The organism is Sphingobium sp. B2D3C, from assembly GCF_025961835.1.
Taxonomy (GTDB): Bacteria; Pseudomonadota; Alphaproteobacteria; order Sphingomonadales; family Sphingomonadaceae; genus Sphingobium.
In genome coordinates, this window is the sequence record NZ_JAOQOK010000001.1 from 2,609,770 (window position 1) to 2,635,242 (window position 25,473).

The 25,473-nt window shown below is 63.2% G+C and carries 20 protein-coding genes; 9 read left to right on the forward strand and 11 right to left on the reverse strand.

Annotated features, from left to right (window positions below):
• Nucleotides 1–38: 38 nt before the first annotated feature.
• Entirely contained in the window at nt 39–1,247 is a 1,209-nt protein-coding gene (locus tag M2339_RS12085) for a CmpA/NrtA family ABC transporter substrate-binding protein (RefSeq protein ID WP_264586449.1), read from the reverse strand.
• On the reverse strand, nt 1,244–1,825 hold the full coding sequence (locus M2339_RS12090; RefSeq protein ID WP_264586448.1) for an ANTAR domain-containing response regulator: 582 nt from the start codon (nt 1,823–1,825) through the stop codon (nt 1,244–1,246). Before M2339_RS12090 ends, M2339_RS12085 begins: the two co-directional genes overlap by 4 nt.
• Before the next feature lie 223 nt (nt 1,826–2,048).
• On the opposite strand from M2339_RS12090, the gene M2339_RS12095 reads away from it, so the two are divergent.
• The 5 genes from M2339_RS12095 to M2339_RS12115 all read left to right on the forward strand — a co-directional run bounded on the left by M2339_RS12095 (nt 2,049) and on the right by M2339_RS12115 (nt 8,200).
• Complete coding sequence (locus M2339_RS12095; protein WP_264586447.1) at nt 2,049–2,939, forward strand: TauD/TfdA dioxygenase family protein; 891 nt, start codon at nt 2,049–2,051, stop codon at nt 2,937–2,939.
• A gap of 201 nt (nt 2,940–3,140) precedes the next feature.
• Nucleotides 3,141–5,462, forward strand: coding sequence for a TonB-dependent receptor (locus M2339_RS12100; RefSeq protein ID WP_264586446.1), 2,322 nt, complete (start codon nt 3,141–3,143; stop codon nt 5,460–5,462).
• Between the two features lie 117 nt (nt 5,463–5,579).
• A complete protein-coding gene (gene sseA / locus M2339_RS12105; protein WP_264606359.1) occupies nt 5,580–6,437 on the forward strand; it encodes a 3-mercaptopyruvate sulfurtransferase in 858 nt (285 codons plus the stop codon).
• Between the two features lie 67 nt (nt 6,438–6,504).
• Nucleotides 6,505–7,254 carry a glutathione S-transferase family protein gene (locus tag M2339_RS12110; RefSeq protein ID WP_264586444.1) on the forward strand — a complete coding sequence of 250 codons (750 nt, stop codon included), beginning with the start codon at nt 6,505–6,507 and terminating at the stop codon, nt 7,252–7,254.
• 61 nt (nt 7,255–7,315) lie between these two features.
• Nucleotides 7,316–8,200 (forward strand): MBL fold metallo-hydrolase, encoded by an 885-nt coding sequence (locus tag M2339_RS12115; protein WP_264586443.1) that lies wholly within the window; start codon nt 7,316–7,318, stop codon nt 8,198–8,200.
• Nucleotides 8,201–8,218: 18 nt separating this feature from the next.
• Here M2339_RS12115 and M2339_RS12120 read toward each other — a convergent pair whose 3' ends face one another.
• From M2339_RS12120 to M2339_RS12130, 3 genes are read right to left on the reverse strand one after another with little or no spacing between them, the layout of a single operon-like run.
• Entirely contained in the window at nt 8,219–9,982 is a 1,764-nt protein-coding gene (locus M2339_RS12120; RefSeq protein WP_264586442.1) for a pyrroloquinoline quinone-dependent dehydrogenase, read from the reverse strand.
• 37 nt (nt 9,983–10,019) lie between these two features.
• Nucleotides 10,020–10,541, reverse strand: coding sequence for a c-type cytochrome (locus M2339_RS12125; RefSeq protein WP_264586441.1), 522 nt, complete (start codon nt 10,539–10,541; stop codon nt 10,020–10,022).
• 10 nt (nt 10,542–10,551) lie between these two features.
• Entirely contained in the window at nt 10,552–11,802 is a 1,251-nt protein-coding gene (locus M2339_RS12130) for a spinster family MFS transporter (protein WP_264606360.1), read from the reverse strand.
• A 489-nt stretch (nt 11,803–12,291) separates the two neighbouring features.
• Between M2339_RS12130 and M2339_RS12135 the strand changes: the two genes are divergently transcribed.
• Nucleotides 12,292–13,224, forward strand: a complete 933-nt coding sequence (locus M2339_RS12135; protein ID WP_264586439.1) for a LysR family transcriptional regulator — start codon at nt 12,292–12,294, stop codon at nt 13,222–13,224.
• 28 nt (nt 13,225–13,252) lie between these two features.
• On the opposite strand, the gene M2339_RS12140 is transcribed toward M2339_RS12135, so the two are convergent.
• The gene (locus M2339_RS12140) at nt 13,253–14,419 is read right to left on the reverse strand and encodes a MalY/PatB family protein (protein ID WP_264586438.1); all 1,167 of its coding nucleotides are present in this window, start codon (nt 14,417–14,419) and stop codon (nt 13,253–13,255) included.
• 470 nt (nt 14,420–14,889) lie between these two features.
• On the opposite strand from M2339_RS12140, the gene M2339_RS12145 reads away from it, so the two are divergent.
• Complete coding sequence (locus M2339_RS12145) at nt 14,890–15,957, forward strand: pyridoxal phosphate-dependent aminotransferase (protein WP_264606361.1); 1,068 nt, start codon at nt 14,890–14,892, stop codon at nt 15,955–15,957.
• 226 nt (nt 15,958–16,183) lie between these two features.
• Here the strand turns inward: M2339_RS12145 and M2339_RS12150 are convergent, their stop codons facing one another.
• Nucleotides 16,184–17,194 (reverse strand): MBL fold metallo-hydrolase, encoded by a 1,011-nt coding sequence (locus tag M2339_RS12150; protein WP_264585973.1) that lies wholly within the window; start codon nt 17,192–17,194, stop codon nt 16,184–16,186.
• Between the two features lie 284 nt (nt 17,195–17,478).
• A complete protein-coding gene (locus tag M2339_RS12155) occupies nt 17,479–18,666 on the reverse strand; it encodes a hypothetical protein (RefSeq protein ID WP_264586436.1) in 1,188 nt (395 codons plus the stop codon).
• Nucleotides 18,667–18,975: 309 nt separating this feature from the next.
• Here M2339_RS12155 and M2339_RS12160 point away from each other — a divergent pair, with 309 nt between their 5' ends.
• Complete coding sequence (locus tag M2339_RS12160; protein WP_264586435.1) at nt 18,976–19,638, forward strand: GntR family transcriptional regulator; 663 nt, start codon at nt 18,976–18,978, stop codon at nt 19,636–19,638.
• A gap of 30 nt (nt 19,639–19,668) precedes the next feature.
• Nucleotides 19,669–20,685, forward strand: coding sequence for a helix-turn-helix domain-containing protein (locus M2339_RS12165; RefSeq protein WP_264575535.1), 1,017 nt, complete (start codon nt 19,669–19,671; stop codon nt 20,683–20,685).
• Between the two features lie 69 nt (nt 20,686–20,754).
• Here the strand turns inward: M2339_RS12165 and M2339_RS12170 are convergent, their stop codons facing one another.
• From M2339_RS12170 to M2339_RS12180, 3 genes are read right to left on the reverse strand one after another with little or no spacing between them, the layout of a single operon-like run.
• Entirely contained in the window at nt 20,755–21,501 is a 747-nt protein-coding gene (locus M2339_RS12170) for an SDR family oxidoreductase (protein WP_264586434.1), read from the reverse strand.
• Nucleotides 21,502–21,535: 34 nt separating this feature from the next.
• Nucleotides 21,536–22,741 carry a cobalamin-independent methionine synthase II family protein gene (locus tag M2339_RS12175; RefSeq protein ID WP_264586433.1) on the reverse strand — a complete coding sequence of 402 codons (1,206 nt, stop codon included), beginning with the start codon at nt 22,739–22,741 and terminating at the stop codon, nt 21,536–21,538.
• Nucleotides 22,742–22,800: 59 nt separating this feature from the next.
• Entirely contained in the window at nt 22,801–25,362 is a 2,562-nt protein-coding gene (locus tag M2339_RS12180) for a TonB-dependent receptor (protein ID WP_264606362.1), read from the reverse strand.
• Nucleotides 25,363–25,473: the final 111 nt, after the last annotated feature.

Genomic DNA, 25,473 nt, shown 5'->3' on the forward strand with positions numbered 1-25,473 from the left:
GCGATCCGAAGGATCGCGGGGATCGATGATCCGCCCCCTCATCCCCGCTCGAACCCCGCCAGATAAGCCTCGATCTGATCCGGATCGAACCTGCGACCGTCGAAGAACCGGTCCGGCCCCAGCGTGATCGCGCCGCGCGGGGCGCCGATGGGGAGGGGGCTGGTGAGGGCGCCCTCCACCTTGCTGCTGGCGCCGGGCATCGGCGCGTCACTGTCGGCCAGCGCGCGGCGGTAGATGTCCGGCCGGAAGACGGACGCGGCCTTGGCGCGGCTCGCCTCGCCGGGCTTCACCATGCGCCAGCGCACGAACTGGGAGTAGATCCACAGCGCCTGGCTCTGCCAGGGAAAGGGCGTGGCCTCACGGGCGAAGAGCAGGAAGTCGGGCAGGTCGACCGGCGGCTCGCCCTGCCGCGCGACGATGCGCCCGGCCAGCCCACGCTCCACCAGCGCGATTGGCTGATCGAGATAGGCCGGCCCGGCGAGCAGGAAGGCCAGTTCCGCGCGATTGGCGGGATCGTCGCACCAGAGCGCTGCCTTGGCCATGGACCGCAGCAGCGCATCGACTGCATCCGGATTGGCTTCCATCCAGTCGGTGCGGAAGGTGAGCACCTTTTCGACGCCGCGCTGCCAGAGACGCTCGCTCGCCGCAACGGCTTCGGCAAGCCCCGCCTCGATGGCCGCACTGCCCCATGGCTCTCCCGCCGTGAACCCGTCGATCTCGCCCGCGCGCATCGCCTCGGCCATCAGGGAAGGCGGAAGGACGCGCATCACCACGTCGCGGTCCGGGTCGATCCCTGCACTAGCGAGGAAGTAGCGCAGCACGAGAGCATGGCTGGAAAAGCGATGGACGACGCCGATGATCGGCTTGCGATGATGGAGGCCGATGGCGGTGGCAAAATCATGCGCGGTAGCCAGCGGATCGTTGAGGCGCGCAGTCGTATCCGGCTCCAGCGCGGCGGAAAAGCCGGGCGCCATGACGATGAGGTTGCCATTGACGTTGAGCTTATAGGGCGCGGAAAGCGCGCAAGGCTGCTGGCTCAAGCCCAGCGTCACCGCCACCGCGAGCGGGGCCAACATGTGCGCGGCCTGCACCTGACCGTAGACGAGCCGGTCGCGCAGCGTGGCCCAGCTGGTATCGCGCAACAGATCGAGCGCGACGCCCTCGGCTTGCGCAAAACCCTTCTCGCGCGCGGCAACGAGAACGGCGGTATCGGTCAGTCCTAGAAAGGCAATGCGGATCGGCGTCACGGCGTGCCTCCCAGCAGATCATGCGCGGTAATCAGGGCCGCGGCGATATCGACCATCTTCTTCCCCTGGTTCATCGCGCTGGAGCGGAGCAGCGCATAGGCCTCCGGCTCGCCGAGGCCGCGCTGGGCCATAAGCATGGCCTTGGCGCGGTCGATCGTCTTGCGGTCGGCCAGTTGCGTGCGGGCATCGTCCAGCTCAGCCTGCATCCGGGCGAAGGCATTGAAGCGACGGATCGCCAGATCGAGGATCGGCTTGATCCGCTCCTTGCGCAGCCCGTCCACCACATAGGCCGAGATGCCGGCATCGATCGCGGCCTCGATCATGCTGTCATCCGACTGGTCGACGAACATCGCGATCGGCTTGGCCAGCGCACGGCTGACGGTGAGCATTTCTTCCAGTGTATCGCGGCTGGGGTTGCCGAGGTCCATCAGCACCACGTCCGGCGCCATGCGCTCGAGCCGCGCGACGAAGGCGCCGCGTGGGGGGACGACATGAATGTCGTCATAGCCGGCATCACGCAGCCCTTCCTCAAGGACCGTCGCGCGCGCGCCGCTATCATCGACGATGACGATTCTCATGAGATCTCTTTTCGCACCCGCAGCGCAAGTGCGCCAAGCGCAGGGCTCTAGTCAAACATAAAGCCGGTGATGCGGCATGCAATGGCGAGCGGAGAATGGGCTGGGCTCAAGCTCCACTTCGTGATGGCGTTATGCACGCAGTCGATAAGCCCCATGCGCCACCACACCGTTGCCCTCGTCAGGCCACGCCATAAATCTCGATGAAAATATCGGGAGACGATGCATGGAGATCAATCCGCTTCATCCGCTGTTTGTAGCGGAACTCATCGGCGCTGACCTTTCCAGCGAGCCGGATCAGGCGCTGGTCGACCTCGTGGAAGAGGCGATGGCGCAATATGCGGTGCTCGTCATTCGCGGGCAGTCGCACATCGATGATGCGGATCACATTCGCTTCAGCCGGGCGTTCGGCCCGCTGGAATTGCCGCATGGCACGCGCTCTGATGGCGCCGCTCCCCGCAAGCGGATCAGCCCATTGCTGTACGATGCCTCCAATCTTCGGCTGGACGGAGAGATCATGGCGCCGGACGACAAGGCGGTCGCCAATAACAAGGGCAATGAGCTGTTCCACATGGACAGTTCCTTCCACGCCATGCCAACCAAATGGTCCCTCCTGCTCGGCCGCAGCGTCACCAGCGAGGGCGGTGAGACGGAGCTGGTCGATACCCGGGCCGTGTACGACGCGCTGCCCGAGGATGTGCGCCAAGGGGTCGAAGGCCGCGTGGCGGAACATAATGTCTGGATATCACGCCAGCGCATCGGCTTTGAGGGCACGATGGCGCTCAAGGAGATGTATCCGGCGGTCACCCATGACATTGTTGGCCTGTCCGCGTCCGGCCGAAAGTGCCTCGTGATCGGCTCGCATGCGGACCATATCATCGGCATGGATGAAGCCGAGGGTCGCGCCTTGCTGGACGCCCTCGTCGCCTTCGCATCCCAGCCGCAATTTATCTACAGCCACCGGTGGCAGCAGGGAGACCTGCTCATCTGGGACAATCGGTGCACCCTGCATCGCGCCCGCCCGTTCGATTACTTCGGTGTGAAGCGCGACCTGCGTCGCTCGACCATTTGTGAATATGGCGAGGAAATGTCAGCGATCGAGGCGCGGCGGACCTGATCAGCGCCGCCGTGGGGGGTCGATATGCACAAGCTGAATAACGGTTATCGCCGCGCCCTCATGGCCGCTGTTCATGAGCGATGATATCCGCCCATCGTTGGATCGACACGCCGCCGGCTCGTCAGCCGCGGCCCACGCGCCAGCCAAGCTACCGCCCAAAGAGCGGCGCTTAGAGTAGCAGCGATTTCAAGGGAGAGTGATATGGGGCTCAAGACGATTTTTGGTTGTTCTGCATCGGCAGCCGTGCTGGCAAGCCTGTGCGTCGCGGCGCCTGCCGTCGCGCAGGATGCGGCCGGGACGGCCAGAACCGACGGTGACATCGTGGTGACGGCGCGCTTCCGCGAGGAACGCCTGCAGACCGTGCCGATCGCCATCACCGCCGTCACCGGCGACGAACTGGTGGCGCGCGATGCGCGGGACGTAACCGCATTGTCCAACACCACGCCGAACATCTATCTGCGGGAAGGCAGCGCTGCCTTTGGCAAGTCGCTCCAGTCGACCATCCGTGGCATCGGCGAGTCCGACTATCAGTTCACCATCGAGCCTGCGATCGGCGTCTATGTTGACGACGTGTATCACGGCACGGTGTTCGGCGGCGTGCTTGGCCTGCTCGATCTGGAACGCGCGGAAGTTCTGCGCGGTCCGCAGGGCACGCTGTTCGGCAAGAACTCGCTCGGCGGTGCGCTGCGCCTCGTTTCCAAGCAGGCGACCGGCAGCAACACCGGCTATGTCGAGGCGACCGCAGGCAGCTACGACCGCATGGACGTGCGCGGCGCGTTCGATGCATCGCTCATCAAGGACCGCGTCTTCCTGCGCGTTTCGGGCGCCTCGCTGAGCCGCGAGGGCTATATGTCCGTGCTGGACTTCGCCTGCGCCAACCCCGGCAGCACCGGCGCGGGCACGGCGCCGCTGTCCTACCTGCTGCGTCAGAGAACGACGGAATCCGGATGCGAGGCCGGCAAGCTCGGCAACATCAACACCAAGGCGGCGCGGGCCTCTCTGCGCGCGCTGGTGAGCGATGATCTCGAAGTGACCGTGACGGGCGATTATTCCCGCGATCATACGGCGCAGAGCGCTTACAAGCTGCTCACCATCAGCCCGACGCTGACGTCATACAATGCCACCATCGGCGTGCCGCTGTACGGGATTCCCTACGACAGCCGCTTCATCACCAACTCGCCCTACACGACCTATGCCGCCTATCAGCCCGGCCGCAACGGTCTGGCGCTGCCCAATGAGAGCAATCTCGATCAGTGGGGCATCACCGGCAAGATCGACTGGAAGCTCGGCGAGAATATCAGCCTCACCTCGATCACGGCGTGGCGGAAATATGACGGCTTCTTCGGGCGCGATGGCGATGGCTCGCCGATGGACCTGGGCGGCAGCGCGGAGACTCTGGGCCACCACCAGTTCAGCCAGGAAGTCCGCCTGTCCGGCCTGATGATGGATAACCGGCTGGATTGGACCCTGGGCGGCTATTATTACACGGCGACCGGCAATTATGACAGCTGGGTCTACTTCGCCACGCTCAACCTGACCCAGTTCACCAAGGATATCTCGAAGAGCAAGAACTACTCGGCCTTCGCGCATGTCGCCTTTGCGCTCACCGATCAGCTCAAGCTGAACGGTGGCCTGCGCTACAGCAACGAGAAGAAGGACTATGTGTTCGACCGTCTCTATTACGAGACCGGCACGCGGCCCTTCGCTTACACCACGGCCGATGTCGCCTATGATCGTGTCGACTATCGCGTCGGTCTGGACTTCAAGGCCAGCGAAGACGTGTTCCTTTACGGCTCGGTTTCCAGCGGCTTCCGCTCGGGTGGCTTCAATCCTCGTCCGCTCAGCGCGGCGCAGGTTACTGCGGTGTTGCCGGAAACGGTGACGTCCTACGAGCTGGGCGCGAAGCTCAACGTGCTGGATCGCGCCGTGCAGGCCAATTTCGCGGTCTTCCAAACGGACTTCACCAACCGTCAGGTCACCGCCATCGTGCCGGATCTCAACGGCGTTCCCAACTCGCTGCGCACCAATGCCGGCACCGCCCGCATTCGCGGCGTGGAAGCGGAGGTAACGGCGCGCCCTGCGCAGGGCCTGACCCTGAACGGCATGCTCGGCTATAACAAGTTCGACTATACCGATCTCGGGGCGGCAGCAGCGGTTCCGAACGGCCCCTGCCCGACCTGCGAACCGGTCGGTGCCCCGGCGTTCAACTATGCCGTCGCGGCGCAGTATGACATCGACCTGGGTTCCGCCGGCGATGTGAGCCTGCGGGCCGACTGGAACTGGCGCAGCCGCATCTGGTACGATCTGCGCAACACGCTCAGCCAGTCACAGCCGGGCTATGGCCTGCTTGGGGCGCGAGTAAGCTGGCAGCCGGATGCGAGCGGGCTGACGCTATCGGCGTCGGTCAGCAACCTGACCGATACCTTCTATTATACCGGCATTGGCCCGACCTCGACGGCCGGCATCCAGGCCACCCCGTCCAGACCGCGCGAGTGGGCCGTCACTGCCCGCTACGAGTTCTGACCGGACGATGAAAGTTCAGGTCCGGGGCCGTCACAGGCCCCGGATTTTGCCTGACCGGCACAACAGCATGGCGACGCATCGCAAAACACGGGTCGCCCGGCATCGATGAGGACCGCTATGGACAATCTGGTTTCCACTCAATGGCTCGCCGAGCAGCTTGGCGCTCCCGATCTCTGCATCGTCGATGCGACGCGGCACCATTTCGAGCCGGAGCGGCAGTCCGCGAGCGAGTATGAAGCCGGACACATCCCCGGCGCGGTGTTTCTCGATCTGCTCCATCTGGTCGATGCCGCCTCCCCCATCGATAACACGATGCCGCAGGCGGAGCAGTTTTCGGCCCGGATGCGCGAGCTGGGCATTTCTGCCGATCAGCGCATCGTCATCTATGATGACAGCGTGGTGAAGACGGCGGCGCGGGCCTGGTTCATGTTCCGTATATACGGCCTGCCGAACGTGGCCATGCTCGATGGCGGTCTGGCGAAATGGAAGGCCGAGGGGCGGCCACTCGCGAGCGGAATCGAGACGCGGACGCCGAGCACCTTCACGGCGTCGTTCGATGCGGCGCGCCTGCGCGACAAGGCCGACGTTCTGCGCAACATCGAGGACAAGACCGCCCAGCATATCGACGGCCGCGGCGCTGCCCACTTCAGCGGCGCGGATGAAGACCCCAATCCCGCCGTTGCGTCCGGACATGTGCCCGGCTCGATCAACGTGCCCTTCTGGGATCTGTTCGAGGCGGACGGGACATTCAAGAGCGACGAAACGCTCAGGGGCGTGTTCGCGAACGCCGGCGTCGACCTCTCCAAGCCGATCATCACCAGTTGCGGTGGCGGTGTCGTCGCCTGCGCGCTTGCCCTCGCCCTGGAGCGGATCGGCAAGGAGGACGTCGCGCTTTATGACGGAAGCTGGACGGAATGGGGCGCAGACCCGGCCCTGCCCAAGGCCAAAGGCCCCGCTAAACCTACTCCCGCCTGAGCGGACGGCAGCAGACTTCCCCCCGAACAAACCCCGCCACGCCCCCCGGCCGGCGAAAGAGAGTGCCATGACCCAGACCAACCCCATCCGCATCTACGACCTCAATCTCGTCACCGGCGCGACGATCAGCCCGTTCTGCTGGCAGGCCAAATATGCCGTGGCCCACAAGGGGCTGGAGGCCGAGATGAGCGAGGGGGGATTTACCTCGCTCTCGCGCCGCACGGGCGGCCGCACCGATTTCCATCCCGGCATCAGCGATGGCGACACATGGGTGTTCGAGAGCCTGCGCAGCGGCGATTTCGTCGTCGCGGATTATCTCGACCGCGCCTATCCCGACCGACCGATGCTGTTCCGCAATGCGGACCATCATGACTATGTGAAGTTCCTGGATACCTGGCTGTGGGCCACCGCGATCAAGCCTTGGTTCCAATGCTACATCCTCGACTATCACGATCTCTCCCTGCCGGAAGATCGCCCCTATGTGCGCGAAAGCCGCGAGCGGGATTTTCTGGGCGGACGCACGCTGGAGGACGCGCAGGCCGGACGGGAAGAGCGCCTGCCGCTGGTCGTGCCGCAGCTGGAGCCGCTACGCGAAGTGCTGCGCGAGCGCAGCTGGCTCGGCGGTGAGGCGCCGGACTTTGCCGATTATTCCGCGCTCTCCATCTTCCTGTGGGCCGCCTCCGTCGCGAAGACGCCGCCCCTCCCCGAGGATGATTTCCTGCGCGACTGGTATGAGCGCGGCTGCGATCTGTTCGGCGGCATCGGTCGCCATCCCGGCCTGCATTCGATCTTCGGCCTGAAGATGCCGGCCGCCTGAACAAATCCGGACCGTGTACGGCCGGTTCGCCGGCTGTCCGCGCCCATTCGAGATCAAACCGATGACGATAGGCCAGACGCGCGGCGGTCCCCGGATCGCCGCCTTTTTCCATGAGCCGAGCTTTACCGTCAGCTATGTCGTGCATGATCCGGCCTCCCGGCAGGCGGCGATCATCGACAGCGTGCTGGATTTCGATCCGGCCTCCGGGCGCACCGCGTTCACCTCGGCCGATACCATCACAGCCCATGTGGTCGAAGCCGGACTGACGGTGGCGTGGCATCTGGAAACCCATATCCATGCCGATCATCTCTCCGCAGCGCCCTATCTGCAGGCGAGGCTCGGCGGCCAGTTGGCGGTCAGCCGCGCGATCATCACCGTGCAGGCGCTGTTCGGGCGGCTGTTCAATGCCGGCAGCGATTTCGCGCGGGATGGCTCGCAGTTCGACCGGCTGCTCGAGGATGGTGACAGCCTGCCCTTGGGCAATCTCGACTGCCAGGTTCTGCATGTGCCCGGCCACACCCCAGCTGACCTCGCCTTTCTCATCGGCGATGCTGCCTTTGTCGGCGACACGCTGTTCATGCCGGATTACGGCACGGCACGCGCGGACTTCCCCGGTGGGGATGCGCGCACCCTGTTCCGCTCGATCCGCCGCCTCCTCGCCCTGCCCGCCGAGACGCGCCTGTTCCTCTGCCATGATTACAAGGCACCCGGTCGGGACAGCTTCTGCTGGGAGACCACTGTGGCAGCCCAGCGCGCGGCGAACATCCATGTGCGGGACGGCATCGATGAGGAGAGTTTCGTCGCGATGCGCGAGGCCCGCGACAGGTCGCTTGCCATGCCTCAGCTCCTGATGCCATCCATTCAGGTGAACATGCAGGGTGGCCATCTGCCAGCGCCGGAAAGCAATGGCGTGCGCTACCTCAAGATTCCCATCGACGCCTTTTGACAGCGCCGTTCAGTCAGGTCACTTCTTCGCCGGCAGCTTGAACACGAAGATCGAGTTGCCCGCGCCGGAGGGCAGCGGTGTCTCCGGAAAGGCCGCCGCAATGGAACTGGCCGAAACACTATAGCCGGTCGGGACGACCAGATATTGCTCGCCATCCAGCTCATAAGTCATCGGCGAGCCGCCGACCGGCGCATTGAGCCGCTGCTGCCAGAGGACCGCACCGGTCTTCTGGTCCCAGGCCTTGACGAAGCGGCCGGCATCGCCGCCGATCACCAGCCCGCCGCCGGTCGCCAGCAGCGAGGATGTCGGGACGGTGCGCTGCCGCGCCTTCCAGCCCTCAACGCTCGGCTTGCGCGCGCCGATATTGATTGCCTCGACCAGTCCCGCATCCGTCACGCCTTCAGGCAAGGTGCGCGGCCCAAACTTCATGGACGCGATGATGTTGCCGGCCGTGAACTTGGTCTGCGTTGCCGAGATGGTATTGCACGCCTCGGTCAGCGGTACATAGAATTGCCCGGTGAGCGGGCTATAGGCGCCGGCCTGCCACAATTTCCCACCGGAAATCGACGTGCAGATATCCACTTCCTCGCCCAGCGCCTTGATGATCATCGCCTCATTGGGATGAACCGTCCCGTCCGGATCGATGCGCGAGACGGCATTCTGGAACACCGTGTCCTTCGACCAAAGATATTTCCCCGTGTCGCGGTCCAGCGCGAAGAAGATGCCGTTCTTGCCCGCCACGGAGATCATCAGGCGACGCATCTTGCCGCCCTCCGGCACATCGACCAGCACGCGCTCGAAGGGGCTGTCCAGATCCCAGTTGTCGCGGGGGAGATGCTGGTAATACCATTTGATCTTGCCGGTATCGGCATCGATTGCCAGCGTCGAATTGGTGTAGAGGACGTTGCCCTTGCCGGTGCCGCGGATCAGCTCCGAATAAGGGCCGGGGCCGCCGGTGCCCCAGAAGGTGGTGTTCGTCCGCGGATCGTAGGAGCCGGTTGCCCAGGGCGTGCCGCCCCAGCGATTGGCCGGCGGCACCGCGCCCCAGCTCTGGCCCTGCGCCGGATTAGCGGGATCATCGATGGTGTTGACTCGCCACAGCTCCTTGAGCGTCTCGAAGTCGTGCGCCATGATGTAGCAGCCGCCGGCCGAACCGGCGGTCGAGCAGCCCGAAATCGCCGAGATGATCTTGCCGTTCACGACGAGCGGACCGACCGTGTAGCTATAGCCCTTGCGGTAATCGAGAGCCTGCACCTCGCGGCGGACCTCGCCCGTCCGCGCGTCCAATATAATGATGCGCGCATCGACCGTGGTGAGCACCACGCTGTCCTCATAGAGCGCGATGGAGTTCTTCTGGCGGCGGCTTTGATAGGCTTGATAGCTCCAGTCGGCGGGAATCTTGGCGAGGGCCGGGCGATATTCCCAGATCAGGTCGCCTGTGCGGGCATCGAGCGCCTGCACGATATTGTTGTTGGTCTGCAGGAAGAGGATGCCATCGTGCATCAGCGGCGCCGTTTCCTGCACGCCCACATCAGCCATCGGCCAGGCCCAGACGAGCTGCAACTTGCCGACTGTCTCGCGGTCGATCTGCGCGAGCGGGCTATATCCCTGATTGTCGATCGTGCGACGCCAGGAGAGCCACTCGCTTGCGGGCGGATCGCGCAGCATCTGGTCGGTGACCGGCTCGTAGCGCGCCCTCACGCCTTGCGCGTGGGAAGGCACTGAAAGGCCTGCCAAGGCAAAAGCGGCACAGGTCATTGCAGCAAGGGAAGGCTTGCTCATTATAAACTCCATATCTGAGCAACCGGGTGCGGCAGGATCACTTCACGCTCGGCAGTGTCTTGCCCCAGGTGTAGGCTTGCGGCACGGCCTCAGGCGCTTCGTGTAGGGCGCTTGATGCAGAGGGCGCCGCGCTGCCATGCGCGCCGGCAATGGCTGCAAGGGACATGCCCTTCATCGCTTGCGGATCCCCGACCAGCGGCGCTGTGCCGGCGCGGGCCCCGTTCGCCTTCAGGATATAGGCGACGATGTTCAGATAATCCTGCTCGGCAAGTCGCCCGGGCGCCTGCGGCGGCATTGCTGTGCTGATGTAGGTATATAGCCCTGCCACCGTGTCGAAATTCTGCATCACATCCGTGCCGACAAGGCCGGGCGCATTGGAACCGCGCAGTTCCGCGCCGTGGCACATCGCGCACTGGCTGTTATAGGCCTTCTCGCCCGCGCTCGCCTGCTCGGCCGTGAACACGGTCACGGCCGGTTTGCTGGCGGCAATCGTGGAGACTGCGAGAACCACAGCCGCGAGGGACACAGCCGATATCCGGACGAGATCTGTTCGGCTCATGGTTCTGCCCTCACGCACCGGACCATGTCCGCGCTTCGGCTGTGTCACTGGAGAGATGGCGCCCGGCCCGCAGCATGATGGGGCCTGCAATCACCCCCACAAACGCCGTGATCGCCATGGAATAGCGGATCGCCTCATCCTGCCAGATCGTCGCCAGTTGGTCGTTGAGGATGCCGACGCCCAGCGGGCCGATGATCTGGCCGAGAATAGCGATGGAGAGGACGTAGAGCGCCATGCCGAAGGAGCGGATCGGCACCGGCATCACCTGAATCAGCAACAGGGACAGCAACGGCACCATCATGCTCGCGGCGACGCTGTCGATGGCCGCCCCGATCGCCACGAACAGGATGTTCGTCGAAAAGAGAAAGACATATTGCGAAAGGCCGACGGCGGTGAAGCACAGAGCCGGGAGCCAAATCCGCCAGCGCTCGTCATAGCGCAGCAGGCGCGCGAGCAGGATGCCGCCGCCGATCGCCCCGACAAGACCGGAAATACCCCGAATGGGGCCGAGCAGGCTGGCGCTCTCCGCCACGCTCATGCCGTGCACGCGCAGCATGAAGGTCGTGCTCCAAACGATGTGCGCATAGAAGGAAATCGTCACCAAGGCCGCGCCGAGCGTCGCGAACACATATGTGCGGCGCTTGAGCAGGAAGGCCAGCGAACTCTTGAATGTCGGCTTGGCGGCCTCGCCATCCGGCGCCTTGTCATCAAAGCGGCCACGCTGCGGCTCGCGCACCGTCAGCATCATCAGCAGACCCAGCCCCAAGCCCACGCAACCGGCCACCCAATAGACGACGCGCCATCCATAGAGATGCCCCATCCACCCCGCGATGGGCGTGAACACCAGCCCGGATATCGCCGTACCGGAGGCCATGATGGAGAAGGCCAGCGGCCGATGCTTCTTGTCGAAAATGTCCGAGAGCAGCGAGGTGGAGGGCGGCGTGCCCGCAGCCTCGCCGGCGCCCATCAAAAAGCGCGCCGCCGCCATCTGCCACACATTGGTGACGAAGCCCGTCGCCAGCGTCATCACGCTCCAGAAGGAGAAGCCGATGCCGATGATCATCTTGCGGTTCCATCGGTCCGCCAGTCGCGCAATGGGAATGCCCATCACCGCATAGATCAGCACGAAGGCAACGCCGGTGATCAGACCCAGCTCTGTGTCGGTCAGCTTGAGGTCCGCCTGAATGAGCGGGAAGAGCAGCGAGATCAGCAGCCGGTCGAAATAGTTGAAGGCATAAGCCAGGGTGAGCAAGGCGAGCATATAGATCGACCGGGGGGTCCACCCGCCGTCGCGCGATACTGAGGCGTCAAGAGCGGCCGGTGCGGCGGCTGAAGAAGGGATCGATGACATAGAACGGCCTTCAAACTCGATATGAAACGGGGGCGATGCGATGCGCAGATACGCCGCTAAATCCAACTCCGCTCATACGGTCGTCATCCTCTCAGGTCGGGCTGCAGCCCCTCATTGTCCATCATGCACGGCGAAGGCAATCGGGTGGGATGTGCGTTCGCCCGGATGATATTTCCCCGATGGCTAACATGGCGCCGCGGCGCTCACCATGGCGCCTGATCCATATTGGTCATCGACCTGCTGCATAGCACCGGGCCTTCGATGAGCAGTCCAATCGGCTAAACAAGAACATCCCCTTTGCGCGGCTGAGGCTGTCGCATCGTGGGCACTGGCCTTTGCCGGCAAAGACGATAACGCTGAAGCCTCGCGCAAGCGACTGCGACGGAATAAGGAGCGGATATGGAATATGGCAAGCTTCGCAATTTCGATCTGAACCTGCTGGTCGTGCTGGGCGCGGTGCTGGAGCATCAGAGCGTCAGCGCCGCCGCCGACGAGCTGTCCATGTCGCAAAGCTCGGCCAGTCACGCGCTCACCCGGTTACGCCGCCTGCTGGGTGATGAGCTGTTCGTCAAGACGCGCAACCGCATGATGCCGACCCCAAAAGCGCTGGAACTGGCGGGGCCGATCAACGAGATTCTTCAATCGGCAGGGAATATCCTGCTCTCGACTGCATCCTTCCAGCCGGAACTGGCCGAGCGGACCCTGCATCTTGCGCTCGGCGATGTCGGCGAGATCATGCTGATGCCGACACTCCTCGAGTTCGTCCGCAACACGGCGCCGAGCTGCAAGATCCAGACAGTCATGAGCCTTGCCCATGAAGCCGAGCAGGAATTGCTGGACGGCAAGCTCGATCTCTATGTGGGCTTCATCGCCTCGCCCTCGCTCGATTTGATGTGCCAGAAGCTCTACGACGACGACATGGTTGTCATCTGCGCAACCGACTATCCCTATGAGGGCGTCATGACGATCGCGGATTACGCCGCTGCCGATCATGTCATCCATCAGATCCGCTCTGCCGCCAAGACACGGGTCGATCATATGCTCGACAGTCGGGGCCTGCGCCGCAACTCCCGGATCATCACGCCCAATGCGAGCGCGACGCCCTTCATCGTCTCGAATGACAAGACGCTGATCGCGCTTTACCCGCGATCGCTCGCCACCTTCATGAAGAAGATCCACGATATCAAGATATTGGAGCTGGATTTCGACACCGGCACCATCGAGGTGCTGCAATATTGGCACCGCCGCTATAACAATGATCCGCTGGTCTCATGGCTGCGCAAGTCGATGTTCGGCATGTTCAACGATGCGACGAAGAACCGGGGCGGGTGAGGCTGAAGACCCATCCCGGCGGCCGCAATCACAGCGCCTTCATCGCCTTGCTCATCCGTTCCATCGCCTCTTGCATGATGGGTAGGGGCGTGGCGAAAATGAAGCGGGCGAACCCTGCGAAGTCCTTGCCACACGTCACGCCCTCGGTGAGATAGACGCCGGCCTTCTCCTTGAAGAAGGCACCTGGATTTTCGGCGACAGCGGACCCGCGAAAGTCCAGCCAGCCGACATAGGTGCCTTCCGGCACTTCGTAGCGCACGCCGGGCAGCAGATCGTGGACGAGGTCCGCCATGGCCCTGCGGTTCCGGTCGAGATAGGCCACCACGTCTTCCAGCCAGGGAAAGCCCTCCCGATAGGCCACGGCATTGGCCACGACACCGAGATTGGCGGTGCCATGGGCTGCGAAAAAGCCGATCCTGTTCCAGATCGCCCGATCCGCATCGTTACTCGTGATCACCTGCGCGCATTTCAGCCCCGGCAAGTTCCACGCCTTTGATGCGGAGAGTGCGGTAATGGTGTGGCCCGCCGCAACCGCGTTGACCGAGGCATAAGGCAGGTGCCGGTTGCTGGCATAGGTCAGCGGTGCCCAGATCTCATCGGAGAACACCCTGCCACCATTGCGCTCGACCAGTTCCGCAACGGCTTCCAGTTCCGCACGACTGAACACGCGGCCCACGGGATTATAGGGGTTGCACAGGATCAGCAGGTTGCCGCCCTGATCGAACGCCTCCTGGATGCCGGCCATATCGAGCGCATAATGCCCATCCTCACACCGCATCGGCACTTCGATGACCTCGCGTCCCATCATCGGCGGGATGGAGAGGAAGGGCATGTAGGATGGGGTCGGCACGATGATTTTCGATCCGGCCCGCGAATGATGCTCGATCGCCAGTTCCAACGCCTTGATGACATCCGGCACCACGCGCACATCGGCGGGCTCGACCGTCCAGCCGTGACGCGCCTGAAGCATCTGCGCCGATGATGCCCGCAACTCGGCGGTGAAGCGGGTCGGCAAATATCCGAACGCCCCCTGATCGACGATCTCATGCAGCGCCTTGGTGATCACGGGCGCGATGCCGAAGTCCATCTCCGCAACAAAGGCGCCGATCAGATCGTCCTGCACCGCCCATTTCGTCGCACCGGTGCGGCGCAGATCGTCAATGGTAATGCGGTCGGTCTTTTCGATGAAAGTCACAGTACATCCTCAGCCACCGTCCCGACGCGGCGGATGACGATGCTTCGTTCAGCGTCCGTCACACGCGCGCAGGCTTGCCTGAACCGCGCAAACATCACGCCGGCCCATCGCCTTTATAATCCACCTCAAATTGAGATGCTGCATCAGCCAACGCCAATGATGAATTCTGATACTGGTTATGCGCCCGGTTCATGGCCGTTTTCTTGACGGTCCCACAGCAGGGCCATAGATTCCCGCCGAATAACATTTCGATTAAACCATTTAATATCAACGCAATTTCTAATTTCTGGCCATTGTTTAGGGGCGCGCGGCAGGTTCGCCCAGCCGCGCCTCTGCGCCAGCTTAGCGCCTGATGGCCGTCCCCATCAGCGGGCCCCCATCGCACAATAAAGACCTTAGGAGATATCGAGATGATGCAGGACAAGAAGCGCGCGCCGGCCCGGGCACCTGGCCTGGTTCAAGGCGGGGCCGTGAATGTTCCTTTCCTGCAGACCGATCGCGATGCGCCAGTCGCCAGCCTGTTTGGGCCGCTCCCCGGCCAGGCGCGGCTCGTGGGGAACGAAAATCCGTTCGGCCCCGCCCCCAGCGCGCTCAAGGCACTCGCTGAAACGGCCGGGTCCGGCTGCTATTATGCCGACCGGGGCGTCTTCCACCTCACCTCGATGATCGCCGAGCGGCATGGCGTGACGCCCGCGCAGGTCGTGCTCGGCGCCGGATCGACCGAAATCCTGTGCGCGACCGCGCTGGCCTGGGGTCAGAAGGGATCGATCATCTGCCCCAGCCTGTTCTGGGACGCGCCAATCCTCTTCGCGGAACGCAAGGGCGTCGCGTGCATCTATGTCCCGCTGGCCGCGGACATGAACTTCGATCTCGATGGCATGGCGGGCCGCCTCAGCGAAGACGTTTCGCTCGTCCACCTCGTCAACCCGAACAACCCGACCGGCATGGCGCTGGACAACGCCGCCCTGCGCACTTTTGCACGCACCGTCGCGCAAAATGGCACCACCTTGCTGGTGGACGAAGCCTATAACGAACTCTCGGATCAGCCGGAGGAAAGCTCGCTGGTCGATCTGGTCCGCGCTGGTGAAGATGTGATCGTCACCCGGACCTTCTCGAAAATCTACGGCATGGCTGGGCTGCGCGTCGGCTATGCGCTGACCAGCGAAGAGAATGCCGCGCGCATCCGCAGCTACATGACGAGTTTTGGCGGCAACGTCGCAGGCATCTCTGCCGCGATCGCCTGCTACAATGACCAGGCCTTCCTCGCCGCATCCCTCGCCTCGATCCGCGAGGGGCGCGAAATGATCCTGGATGCCGTCGCCCGCGCCGGTCTGACCGCCCTGCCCAGCCAGACCAATTTCGTCTTCGTCAAAGTCCCGGATGCCGACGCCCTCGACCGCGCCATGCGCGAGCGCAACATCGTTATCCGGGGCGCGTTCGGTGAGTGGACGCAGTACTCCCGCGTCTCCGTCGGTCATCTTCACGACGTTGCACGCTATGCCGAGGCGCTGCCGAACATTATCGAATTAATGGTTTAACTGTCACATCCACCGAGTGGTTAGATCTCGTAGCCGCATATTGATCCTTCGCGTCAAGAAAAGGAAATAACGGTCTTTGACCTGTCCTGGTGATCGATGTGATGAGGGCACCGAGGGACAGCAATCCGTCCATGCCATCGATCGACTTCTGGTCGAGCGCAGAATATCATGTAGGCAATGTACCTGAGTTCAGCTCGAGGGCGCTTGATCTTTGTCCCTATGTCAATCACATCACGCTGGATTCTAGGCCGATGAATGACAGGTCTCGAGTTTCTCCCGCCCGGAGCGCCGGAAAGCAGGTGGGATCGATCCCTCTCGCGACCAAACCGGCCTGCAAGCGCGTCCGGGGTTCGTCCCATGGCTCGTCGGTGAGCTTGAAGGCGCCCCAGTGCATGCCGATGGCGGCTCGTGCTTCAAGGTCCAGCATGATCTGGATCGCTTCCTCCGGATCGGTGTGCTGGGTGGCCATGAACCAGCGCGGATCATAGGCCCCGATCGGGATGATCGCGAGGTCCATGGCGCCGAAACGGTCGCGCATCCGCCGAAAGATGCCGCCGGTGCCATAGCCGGTATCGCCGGCGAAGTAGACGAGCCTGCCGGCCGCCTCGATCACGAAGCCCGCCCACAAGGCCATGCGCCTGTCGCGCCATCCGCGCGACGACCAGTGGAGTGCGGGCACGATATGCACCTCGAGGCCCGGCGCAACCTCGATGCTGTCGCCCCAGTCTCCCACGCCAAAGCGGGCGGCTGGAATGTGCTTGCGGACGATATGGTCGTTGCCCAGCGGCGTGACGATCAGCGGATGGTGACGACTGTGAAGCGCCTTGAGCGTCGCGATGTCGAGATGATCGTAGTGATTGTGGGAGAGCAACACGGCGTCGAGCGGGGGAAGGTCCGCCAGCGCAACGCCGGGCGCGCAGATGCGTCGAGGCCCGGCGAACGAGAGCGGGCTGGCGCGATCGGACCAGACGGGGTCTGTGACGAGATTGTAGCCCCCGATCTGGATCAACAGGGTGGCATGGCCAACCATCGTCACACGCAGGCCGTCGACCCTTTCGTCCGGCACGACAGGCTTCACCGCGACCGAGTTGGGCCAGGGATTATCGGGGACGTTGCGCTTCCAACGCATCACGTCCCGCAGTGAGCGGTCCGTCTCTGGTTCGTCGCGCAAATTGTGAAAGCGGAGACCGTCGAAATGATCGGTGACGGGGCCGTTATAGTAGCGGTTCTTCGGCATGTGGTTCACCGACTCCCTATCCGGCGCCACTCAAATGGCGTTTCACTGTGGCAGATCAAGTCCGGTCAGGAGAGGGCGACCGCCCAGCGTCGGGGTTGCTCAGCGTTGAGATCGTCAGAGCGAGATGCCAGTGCTCAGGGCAGGAGATCTGACGTTCTATAGTGATCAGCCAGCTGTCCTATCAGACGTGATTGGTTGCGATTTGGCCCTATCCGTGCGTCTGCATTTCTGACGAAAACGGCAGGGTCAACCCGCGACACCGCAGCGACAAGCATCATCCCCCGTCACTCGACCCGCTCGATGACCAGACACTCGTCCCGGAACCACAAGCGCCCGTGCTTTGCCAGAACCTCCCGGGTGGCTGTGAGATAGCCAGGTCTTGTCATTTGCTCGGCCACGCGCTCATTCTCGATTTGCGCCACATAGGTTGCGGCGATCCAGGCCGAATAAAGCGCAGACGTACCGATGAGCGTGGCATCCCGGTCGCCTTCGCTGCCCAGCACGTGCATTTCGAAGCGAATCGACGCGGCTTCATCGGATAGCGTGTCGAAGGCATAATGGGCGGTGCCACCGGACAAGGCTGCTTGCGTGGCCCGGATCAGGTCCTGCCGGCTGAAGGGGAAAGGCTGCTCCTCCGGCCAGACCTTGCGAATGATCTCCATGGCCGGATCGTCGCCGGCGGATTGCACCACGATCAGTCGGCCGCCGGGGCGCAAGGCCCGCGCCAACGGCGCCAGCACGCGCTCAGCCTTGAACTGCACATCGGCCTTGAGGCGAAAGGGCTGGCTCGCCAGGACCAGATCGAAATCGGCCCGTGTCGCGGCCGGGCGAGGAATGACCCGGTCGAGGATGAACCGATAGGCTTCACGATAGAGCAACAGCACAGTCGGCGTTTCTGGCGACAATGCGCCCGTCGCGGGGTTGACCTTCATCCGCCAATGGTCCGCGAGAAACGGCATGAGAGACTGGATTTGCTGCTCCATGTCGGCGGAGGTCTCGCCGTGCAATGCGACGTCCTTCCAGACCAGCGCCTTCTGCGCCTGCGGACGGGACCGGCGCAGCCAGGGAGCCTCCGCATAGGAAATGTTGGTGAGTGCCACGACCGTTTCGGGATGCTCGACGAAGCGATCCGGCAGCTTGTCGAGCGCGAGGCGCAAATCCTCGAGGCTGATTTCCTTGCCGACCACATAGAAGGGCAAGCGCGGGAAGCGCCGGTGCATGGCACGCAGTAGGCGCGACATCACCGTGCCGTCGCCAACGCCGGCATCGAAGAACCTCAGTGCGGGCTGCTGCGGATCGAGATGCTCAAGCTCCTGCGCCACGCGGTCGGCGATCACCAGCTTCTCGGTACAACTGTGCACGAACATCAGGTAATTCTGGCGACTGTCGTAGAAGCGCGGCTTCGGCCCGGAGGGTTGGGGCGCTTCATCCTCCGGCACGCGGTGGGGCCGGTTTCTATTCGTCAGCTGCATATCCGCTCCCCTATCGCCTCGCGAACTTTGCCTGCCCTTCGCAGGCGTAGCGAGTTGTCCATCCACGGATGGCCGGGTAAACCACATTGCATCCCACTCGTCCGAGAAGCACGGTTTCCGGGCCTTCCCAACCTGCCTCAGGCGGAACTTCCACTTCGCCAATCCGGCATGGACGCGCGATAGCATCTGCGGCGTGCCGTTCTGCCGGACAGCGCCGGCCCGGCACGCTATAAACGCCCGACGATGACCCCGCCCCCTGACTTCCCTGCCGATGAAGGCGCCGCCGACACCCGACCGTCCCGCTCGTCCGTGCGTGCCCGGCGCAAACTCCAGCGCAGGCACGGCTTGGTCGAAGACGTGTTCCAGATCATTCGCGCAGACATCATGGCTCTGCGCATTCCGCCAGACTCGCGGATCTCGATCGACAAGCTGGCCCGCGAACTCGGCATTTCGCAAACGCCGATCCGCGAGGCCTTGAGCATGCTGGAAGCGATCGGCCTAGTCGTGCGGCGCCTCTATGCCGGATATTGGTGCGCGCCGCAGCTTTCTAGGACGCAGATCGACGATCTCTTCGCCGTCCGATTGCTGCTGGAGCCGCACGCCGCCCGACATGCGGCGCTAAACATGACCGACGCGGATATGCGCGCGTTGACACGCCATGTCGCGCTGATGGACCCGCAGACCCATGTTTTCGGCTATGATGACTACGCCGATCGCGATGCGGAATTGCATGAGATGATCGCGCGCGGCAGCGGCAATACGATCATTCAAGAGACGCTGGGACGGCTGCACGCGCACCTCCACATTTTTCGCCTGAAGTCGAACACCGAGGTCGCGATCGAAGCCAGCCGCGAGCATGGGCTCATCGCGCAAGCGCTGAGCCGTCGGGACGCGGACGGGGCCGAAGCCGCCATGCGGTTGCACATCGGCAACTCCTATGAACGGCTTATCGGAGAGCCGCAGCAAAGCTAGGCGTGTGGCGGACCGTCTTGCGCAGGTCCATTGACTGCCAGCGCAACTAGGATATCGTATAGGAAATACGAAAAGCGGTGGAGAGGACCGTCTTTTATGCGTCGAGCGAGAGCCATTGAGCCCAGTCAGGCACCGCCCGTGGTCTGGAAAGGCGGGCGGGCGCAGGTGACGGTGCACAGCCGCATCCCAAACTCCATGCTTTTGGCCGAACAACTCGGGCCGCTGTTGCTGATCCAGATGCGGTGCGGCTCCGTGACAATTTCCCGGCCGGAAGGCGCATTGACCCCCGCCGACCGTCAATCGACCTTCATCCTCGTCCTGTCCGGTGGGGCCAGCCTGCGCCATTATGGCCGGCAGATCGAACTATATCCCGGTGACATCACCATGTACGACCACAGCGCCGAATACACGCTGCACTTCGGGCAGCCGACCCAGGTGATCATGATCCGGGTGAACTCAACCGCTATCCGGCAGATTTTTCCGGTGCCCGACAGCTTCTATGGCCAGCGCATTCCTGGCGATGTGGGGCTGACATCCACCGCGCTGGCAATGGCGAAGGATCTCTCCGCCAAGCTCGAAACAAGGCCCGGCCTCCACTTCAACGAGCGCGTGGCCACGCATCTGCTCGATGTGCTCGCCACGGCCTATGCGGAAGTCATGGACGAGCCGTCATCCGCGACGTCGCTGATGGAACGGCGCTTCTGGAAAGTCCGCCTCTTCATCGAGGAAAATCTGCGCGACCCGTCGCTCTCTCCCTCGCTCGTGGCGGAACGGCTTAAGCTGTCGGACCGCTATCTTCGCATGATCTTCGCCGTAAGCGATGAGTCCCCCTCGGCCTATATCCTTCGTCGGCGGTTGGAGGAATGCGCGCGGCAGTTCAGCGACGAGCGCTGGCGGGGCCGATCCATCACGGAGATTGCGTTCAGCTGGGGATTCAACAGCGCCCCGCATTTCACGCGCACGTTTCGCCAGCATTTTGGCATGGCGCCCAGCCAGTATCGCCTAAAACACGCGACGGAGCGCGCAGAACCGGCCCTGTTGCAGTAAATCTTGGAACAGCGGCATCCGGAGGAGAGCGCATAAGCCCCACTCCGGAATGACGGATTTACGCGCTCGTTATCGCGCGCCGGCCACGGCGATATTGGCCCCGGCCACATAAGAGGCCGCGTCGGAAACCAGGAACATGACGGCGGCGGAGACTTCCTCGGGCTGACCGGCCCGGCGCATCGGCAAGGCCGAGGCGATCCGGTCCAGTTTCCCCGGGACATGAATTTCGGTGTCGATCGGCCCGGGCGACACCGCGTTGACACGAATGCCCTGCGGAGCGACTTCGCGCGCGAGCCCCAGTACGAGGCTGTCCACTCCGCCCTTGGTGGCCGCGTACCAGACATGCTCGCCGGGCGCCCCATAGAGCGCAGCGCGCGACGAGATCAGCACAATCGAGCCTCCTCCCCCGCCGTTCGCGGTGGACATGCGACTCACGGCCTCCCGCGCACACAGCAAGGCGCCGGTGAGATTGACATCCACCACCTTGGCCAGGAGGTCGTCGCTCGCGTCCACAAGTGCCGAGGATTCACCGACGATGCCGCCATTATAGACCAGCGCCGCCAGCGGGCCGACCTGATCGACGGCCGCAAAGAGCGTGGTGATGTCGCCGGCAACACCAGTATCCGCCTGGACCGCCTGCGCCCTTCCGCCTTCCGCCCGAATGGCATCCACCACGGCCGCCGCCATGTTCGCTCGGCCGGCATAGGTGAGCAACACATGGTAGCCCGCCTTGGCGGCGTCTCGTGCGATGGCAGCTCCAATGCCCCGGCTTCCGCCAGTCACCAGAAATACGCCGCGATCGCCTTGATCCACCATGATTGATCCTCTTGGCTCGGCATCCATACGCAAATCAGGATTTCAGACGCTTGCTGGCGATGCGGCAGCCTTCCGCCATGGCCGACAGCTTGGCCCAGACAATCTCCTCATGCCCCACGCGCGACCCGATGCCACAATCGGTGCCGGCGTGGAGATTCTCCATGCCCACCAACTTGGCGAAGTTGACCAGCCGCTCCGCGACCAGTTCCGGATGCTCGACCAGATCGGTGTAATGCCCGACCACTCCCGGCGCGAGGATCTTGCCATCGGGCAGCTTGAGCGTCTCGAACACGCGATACTCATGAGCGTGTCGCGGATTGCTCGCCTCGAACGTATAGGTCTGCGCGTTGATCATCAGCATCAGGTCGGCGATGTGCTCAAAGCCGATATCGTGCACATGCGGACGGTGGCCACTGCCCCAGCACATGTGGAAACGGACCTGCTCCTCGGGCAATCCTTCCAGCGCGTGATTGACGACCTCCACGCAGAAGCGCAGATAATCGCGATATTCCTCGACGCTCCAGTCGGGGTGGAACATCCACGCCGTCGCGAACTCCGGCTCGTCGATCTGGACGATCACGCCCGCATCGGTGATCGCCTTATATTCCTCGCGCATAGTCGCCGCGACCGCCATCATATAGTCGCGCTCGTCCCGATAATGCAGGTTGCGGGTGCCGGCGCCGAGGCTGAGCGGGCCGAGCGCCGCGATGAAGCCGTCCGCGCCATCCTTGCCGATCAGCGCCTTTTTGAGCGCCGCAATATCCTTCTGGATTGCTTCCTGACCGATATAGGTGACCGGCCCATCGCAGATCGCTTCCGTCTTCGAGGGCTGGGGTACGACGCCGGGCTTGGAAAAGCCGGGACGCACCGGGCCGCCCGAGCCGGCGAACCACAGGCCGGACTCATAGAAGCCGGGGAAATCGCGGCGATCCCGCTCGGCCACAAATGCGCGTTTGGGTGCGAGGCCTTCGGGCCGTTCGCGTTGCCCAAAGCCGGTGATGCGGGCCTGAATATAGCCTACATAATGGCCCATATTGGCGGCTTTGACATATTCGCCATCGTTCACGATATCGACACCGCAGGCGATCTGCTTGTCCACCACCCACTGCACCGCCAGCGGCAGTTGCTCGTCGATCTCGGCGCGATGATCGTCGGCCTTCGCCAGCAGCACGTCCAGCTTGGCGGGCCGGGGCAAGTTGCCGCCGTGGCTGCTTAGAATGTGGTCGGTAGAACGTCTCATATCAAATCAATCTCCATGGCGGTCCTCGCCAGCGCCGCCGGCGAGGACTGCGCGTTGAATCAGAAAGTCTTGCTGACCTTGAGGTACCACTCGCGCGGCGCGGCAGGCTGGCCCTGACTGCTGGCGAAACCAATGCTGCTGTAGATGAAGTAGTTGCGATAATAGGCCTTGTTGGTGAGGTTCGTCGCACCCAGCGAAACGGACAGGCCAAGATCGTCATTCTGGTACGTCAGGCGTCCGTTGAAGGTCGAATAGGCCTTCTGGAAATAGGCGGGATCGACCGCATCGAACGGAATGCTGCCAGTGTAGAACCAGTCCAGCCGCGGCGTGACCGAGCCTGCCAGCGACGGAACCGGAACGCGATATTCGATTCCTGCATTGGCCGTCCATTCTGGGATGCCGATGCCAACGGCGGTCAGGCGGTTGGTTATCCGCCCCGGCGCGTTGAGGTCGGGCGAGGTGAATTGCGAATAGCCCAGCGACCCATTGATCAGCAGCCCCTCGACAGGCCTCGCTTCGAGCTCCAGCTCGAAGCCTTTGGCCTTGCCCGGCAGGTTCACGAAGAACGTCCTGCCGATGCACTGCACGCCTTGCCCGGCTGCGGCCTCCGCAGGCGTGCGGGCACGACAGGTGGTAATGCCATTGCCATTAGCGACATCGGGAATGACGATCTGTGTGCCCGGCAATGGGCCACCGTTGGTGCCGATCTGCGCTTCCTGCCCGCTCAGGCCGAAGATGCGCGTCTTGTAATCGGTGTAGAAGGCCACCGCGTTCAGGCGCACCCGTCGGTCGAGAAACTCGGTCTTGATGCCGAGTTCATAGGCCTGCGTGCGATCGCCGGGATATTGCTGATTCTGCGAAGGCTGCAGCGGCCGCCCATTGAAGCCAGGGGCTTGCGAGCCGGTGGCCGCCGACACATACGCGATGGTCTGGGCATTGAGTTCATAGGTCAGCCCGGCCTTCCAGTCGAAGCGGCTCTCCTCGGGTTTGACATTGAACGTCAGGTTCTGGGAGAAGTTCGGATTGCCCGGATCGCGATCGTCCAGATTGGAATAATGCACGTCCTTCGCATCCTTCGAGTAGCGGCCGCCCAACACGACGGACAGGCGCTCGAACGGACGCACAGTGACATTTGCGAACACCGCCTTGCTGGTGGGCTCGTAGGTCGTGTTCTGATATTTGAGGAAACCGTTCCACGGTGAGTAGGTGACGGCCCGATTGCGGCCATCGGCATCGAACAGGAAGACTCCGGCAACCCAATCCAGCCACTGGTGGCGCCCGGAAAGCCGGGCTTCCGCACTGATATATCGGGAGGTGATCGTCGCCAGCGTGTGTTCCTGCACCAACGGCGAGCCATCGGTATCGAACGCATGCGTGTCGCTGAAATTGCGATAGCCAAGGATGCCGGTGAATTCGATATCGCTCGTCAGGTCGATGGACAGCTTGCCGGAAACGCCCCAGTTCACGACATCCACGCGCGGGCTGTAGCAAACCCCGCCATGATTGGGATTGCCGTTGTAGAAGGTGCTGCCGGCAACCACCGCACCGGCGCCAACCGGATCGCAATAGGTCGCATAAGTGGAGAAGCGGTTGCCGGTCAGAAACCTGTTATCATAGGCCACGCCCAGCAGGTTGGCCTGCCCGACCCAGGACGCGCGCGTCGCGGCGCGAGAGGCATTAGTCGCGATCAGAGTATCGGCGACATTCTCCGACTGATCCTGGATATAATCGGCGGACAGAGTGAAGCGGATGCCGTCGCTCGGCTGGAATTTCAACGCGCCCCGCGCCGCGCGCACGTCTTCGCCACCCAGCGTCCCGACCTGACAATCATCAGGCCGGTTGTTGGGAGAAGAGGCCAGCGTCTGGTCGACATAGGGGATGCGTCCCGCGAGTTGCGGCGTGCCATTGGCCTCCATCTGACACCGGAAATCGAGCCGCTTCACAAATCCGTCGCGCTTCTTGGAGAGCACGGAGAGCGACATGCCGAGCTTGTCCGCCACGATCGGCAGGTTGATTCCGGCGCGGAAATCGCGGCGTTTGTAAGCGCCGACCGTGACGTCCACGAAGCCGGAGGCCTCGGTGAGGCTGGGCTGCTTGCTGACGAGAACGACGCCACCGGCGAGCGCGTTGCGCCCGAACAGCGTGCCCTGCGGGCCGCGCAACACCTCGACATGCTCCAGATCGAGCAAGTCGAAATTGGCGCCGAGCAGAAGCGGATAGTAGATGTCATCGATATAGAAAGCGACGGCGGCCTCACCGGCTAGGCTCGTATCGCGCGAACCGATGCCGCGAATATAGGTCGTCACCCCCGGGCCGAAGGCACCCTGCGCCCGCGAGAAGGTGGCGTTGGGCACGACCTGCGAAATCTCAGCTGCCGACTGGATACCGCGTGTGGCGAGCGTGTCGCCCGTGACGGCGGTGATCGCAATCGGCGTATCCTGCACATTGGTCTGCTGCCGGGTGGCGGTCACGACGATATCGGAAAGGCCATTCCCCGCCGCGCTGGCCCGATCGGTTGTGCCTTGCGTCTGCTGCGCCTGCGCCGCTGCGCCGGCGCTCACCGTCGCAAGCAACATGCCGGTCAACATCATCCCCGCCTTCTTGCTAATAGCCTTCCGCATTTCACCCTCCTGAACCCCGCTTTTCTTTGCCTCGGGACCTAAACCATATGAGGTGGGCCTGCGCGCACTTATCCGTTTCGGAAGTTTGCCTTGCGGATTGGCCGGGACAGT

Coding starts and splice junctions, on each gene's coding strand:
- M2339_RS12130 (WP_264606360.1), bottom strand. CDS start 11,802: ATGCTCGCCTTGCTCACCCTGGCTTATGCCTTCAACTATTTCGACCGG.
- M2339_RS12155 (WP_264586436.1), bottom strand. CDS start 18,666: ATGCAGCTGACGAATAGAAACCGGCCCCACCGCGTGCCGGAGGATGAA.
- M2339_RS12120 (WP_264586442.1), bottom strand. CDS start 9,982: ATGAGCAAGCCTTCCCTTGCTGCAATGACCTGTGCCGCTTTTGCCTTG.
- M2339_RS12170 (WP_264586434.1), bottom strand. CDS start 21,501: ATGGTGGATCAAGGCGATCGCGGCGTATTTCTGGTGACTGGCGGAAGC.
- M2339_RS12150 (WP_264585973.1), bottom strand. CDS start 17,194: ATGCCGAAGAACCGCTACTATAACGGCCCCGTCACCGATCATTTCGAC.
- M2339_RS12125 (WP_264586441.1), bottom strand. CDS start 10,541: ATGAGCCGAACAGATCTCGTCCGGATATCGGCTGTGTCCCTCGCGGCT.
- M2339_RS12095 (WP_264586447.1), top strand. CDS start 2,049: ATGGAGATCAATCCGCTTCATCCGCTGTTTGTAGCGGAACTCATCGGC.
- M2339_RS12115 (WP_264586443.1), top strand. CDS start 7,316: ATGACGATAGGCCAGACGCGCGGCGGTCCCCGGATCGCCGCCTTTTTC.
- sseA (WP_264606359.1), top strand. CDS start 5,580: ATGGACAATCTGGTTTCCACTCAATGGCTCGCCGAGCAGCTTGGCGCT.
- M2339_RS12100 (WP_264586446.1), top strand. CDS start 3,141: ATGGGGCTCAAGACGATTTTTGGTTGTTCTGCATCGGCAGCCGTGCTG.
- M2339_RS12175 (WP_264586433.1), bottom strand. CDS start 22,741: ATGAGACGTTCTACCGACCACATTCTAAGCAGCCACGGCGGCAACTTG.
- M2339_RS12180 (WP_264606362.1), bottom strand. CDS start 25,362: ATGCGGAAGGCTATTAGCAAGAAGGCGGGGATGATGTTGACCGGCATG.
- M2339_RS12110 (WP_264586444.1), top strand. CDS start 6,505: ATGACCCAGACCAACCCCATCCGCATCTACGACCTCAATCTCGTCACC.
- M2339_RS12090 (WP_264586448.1), bottom strand. CDS start 1,825: ATGAGAATCGTCATCGTCGATGATAGCGGCGCGCGCGCGACGGTCCTT.
- M2339_RS12135 (WP_264586439.1), top strand. CDS start 12,292: ATGGAATATGGCAAGCTTCGCAATTTCGATCTGAACCTGCTGGTCGTG.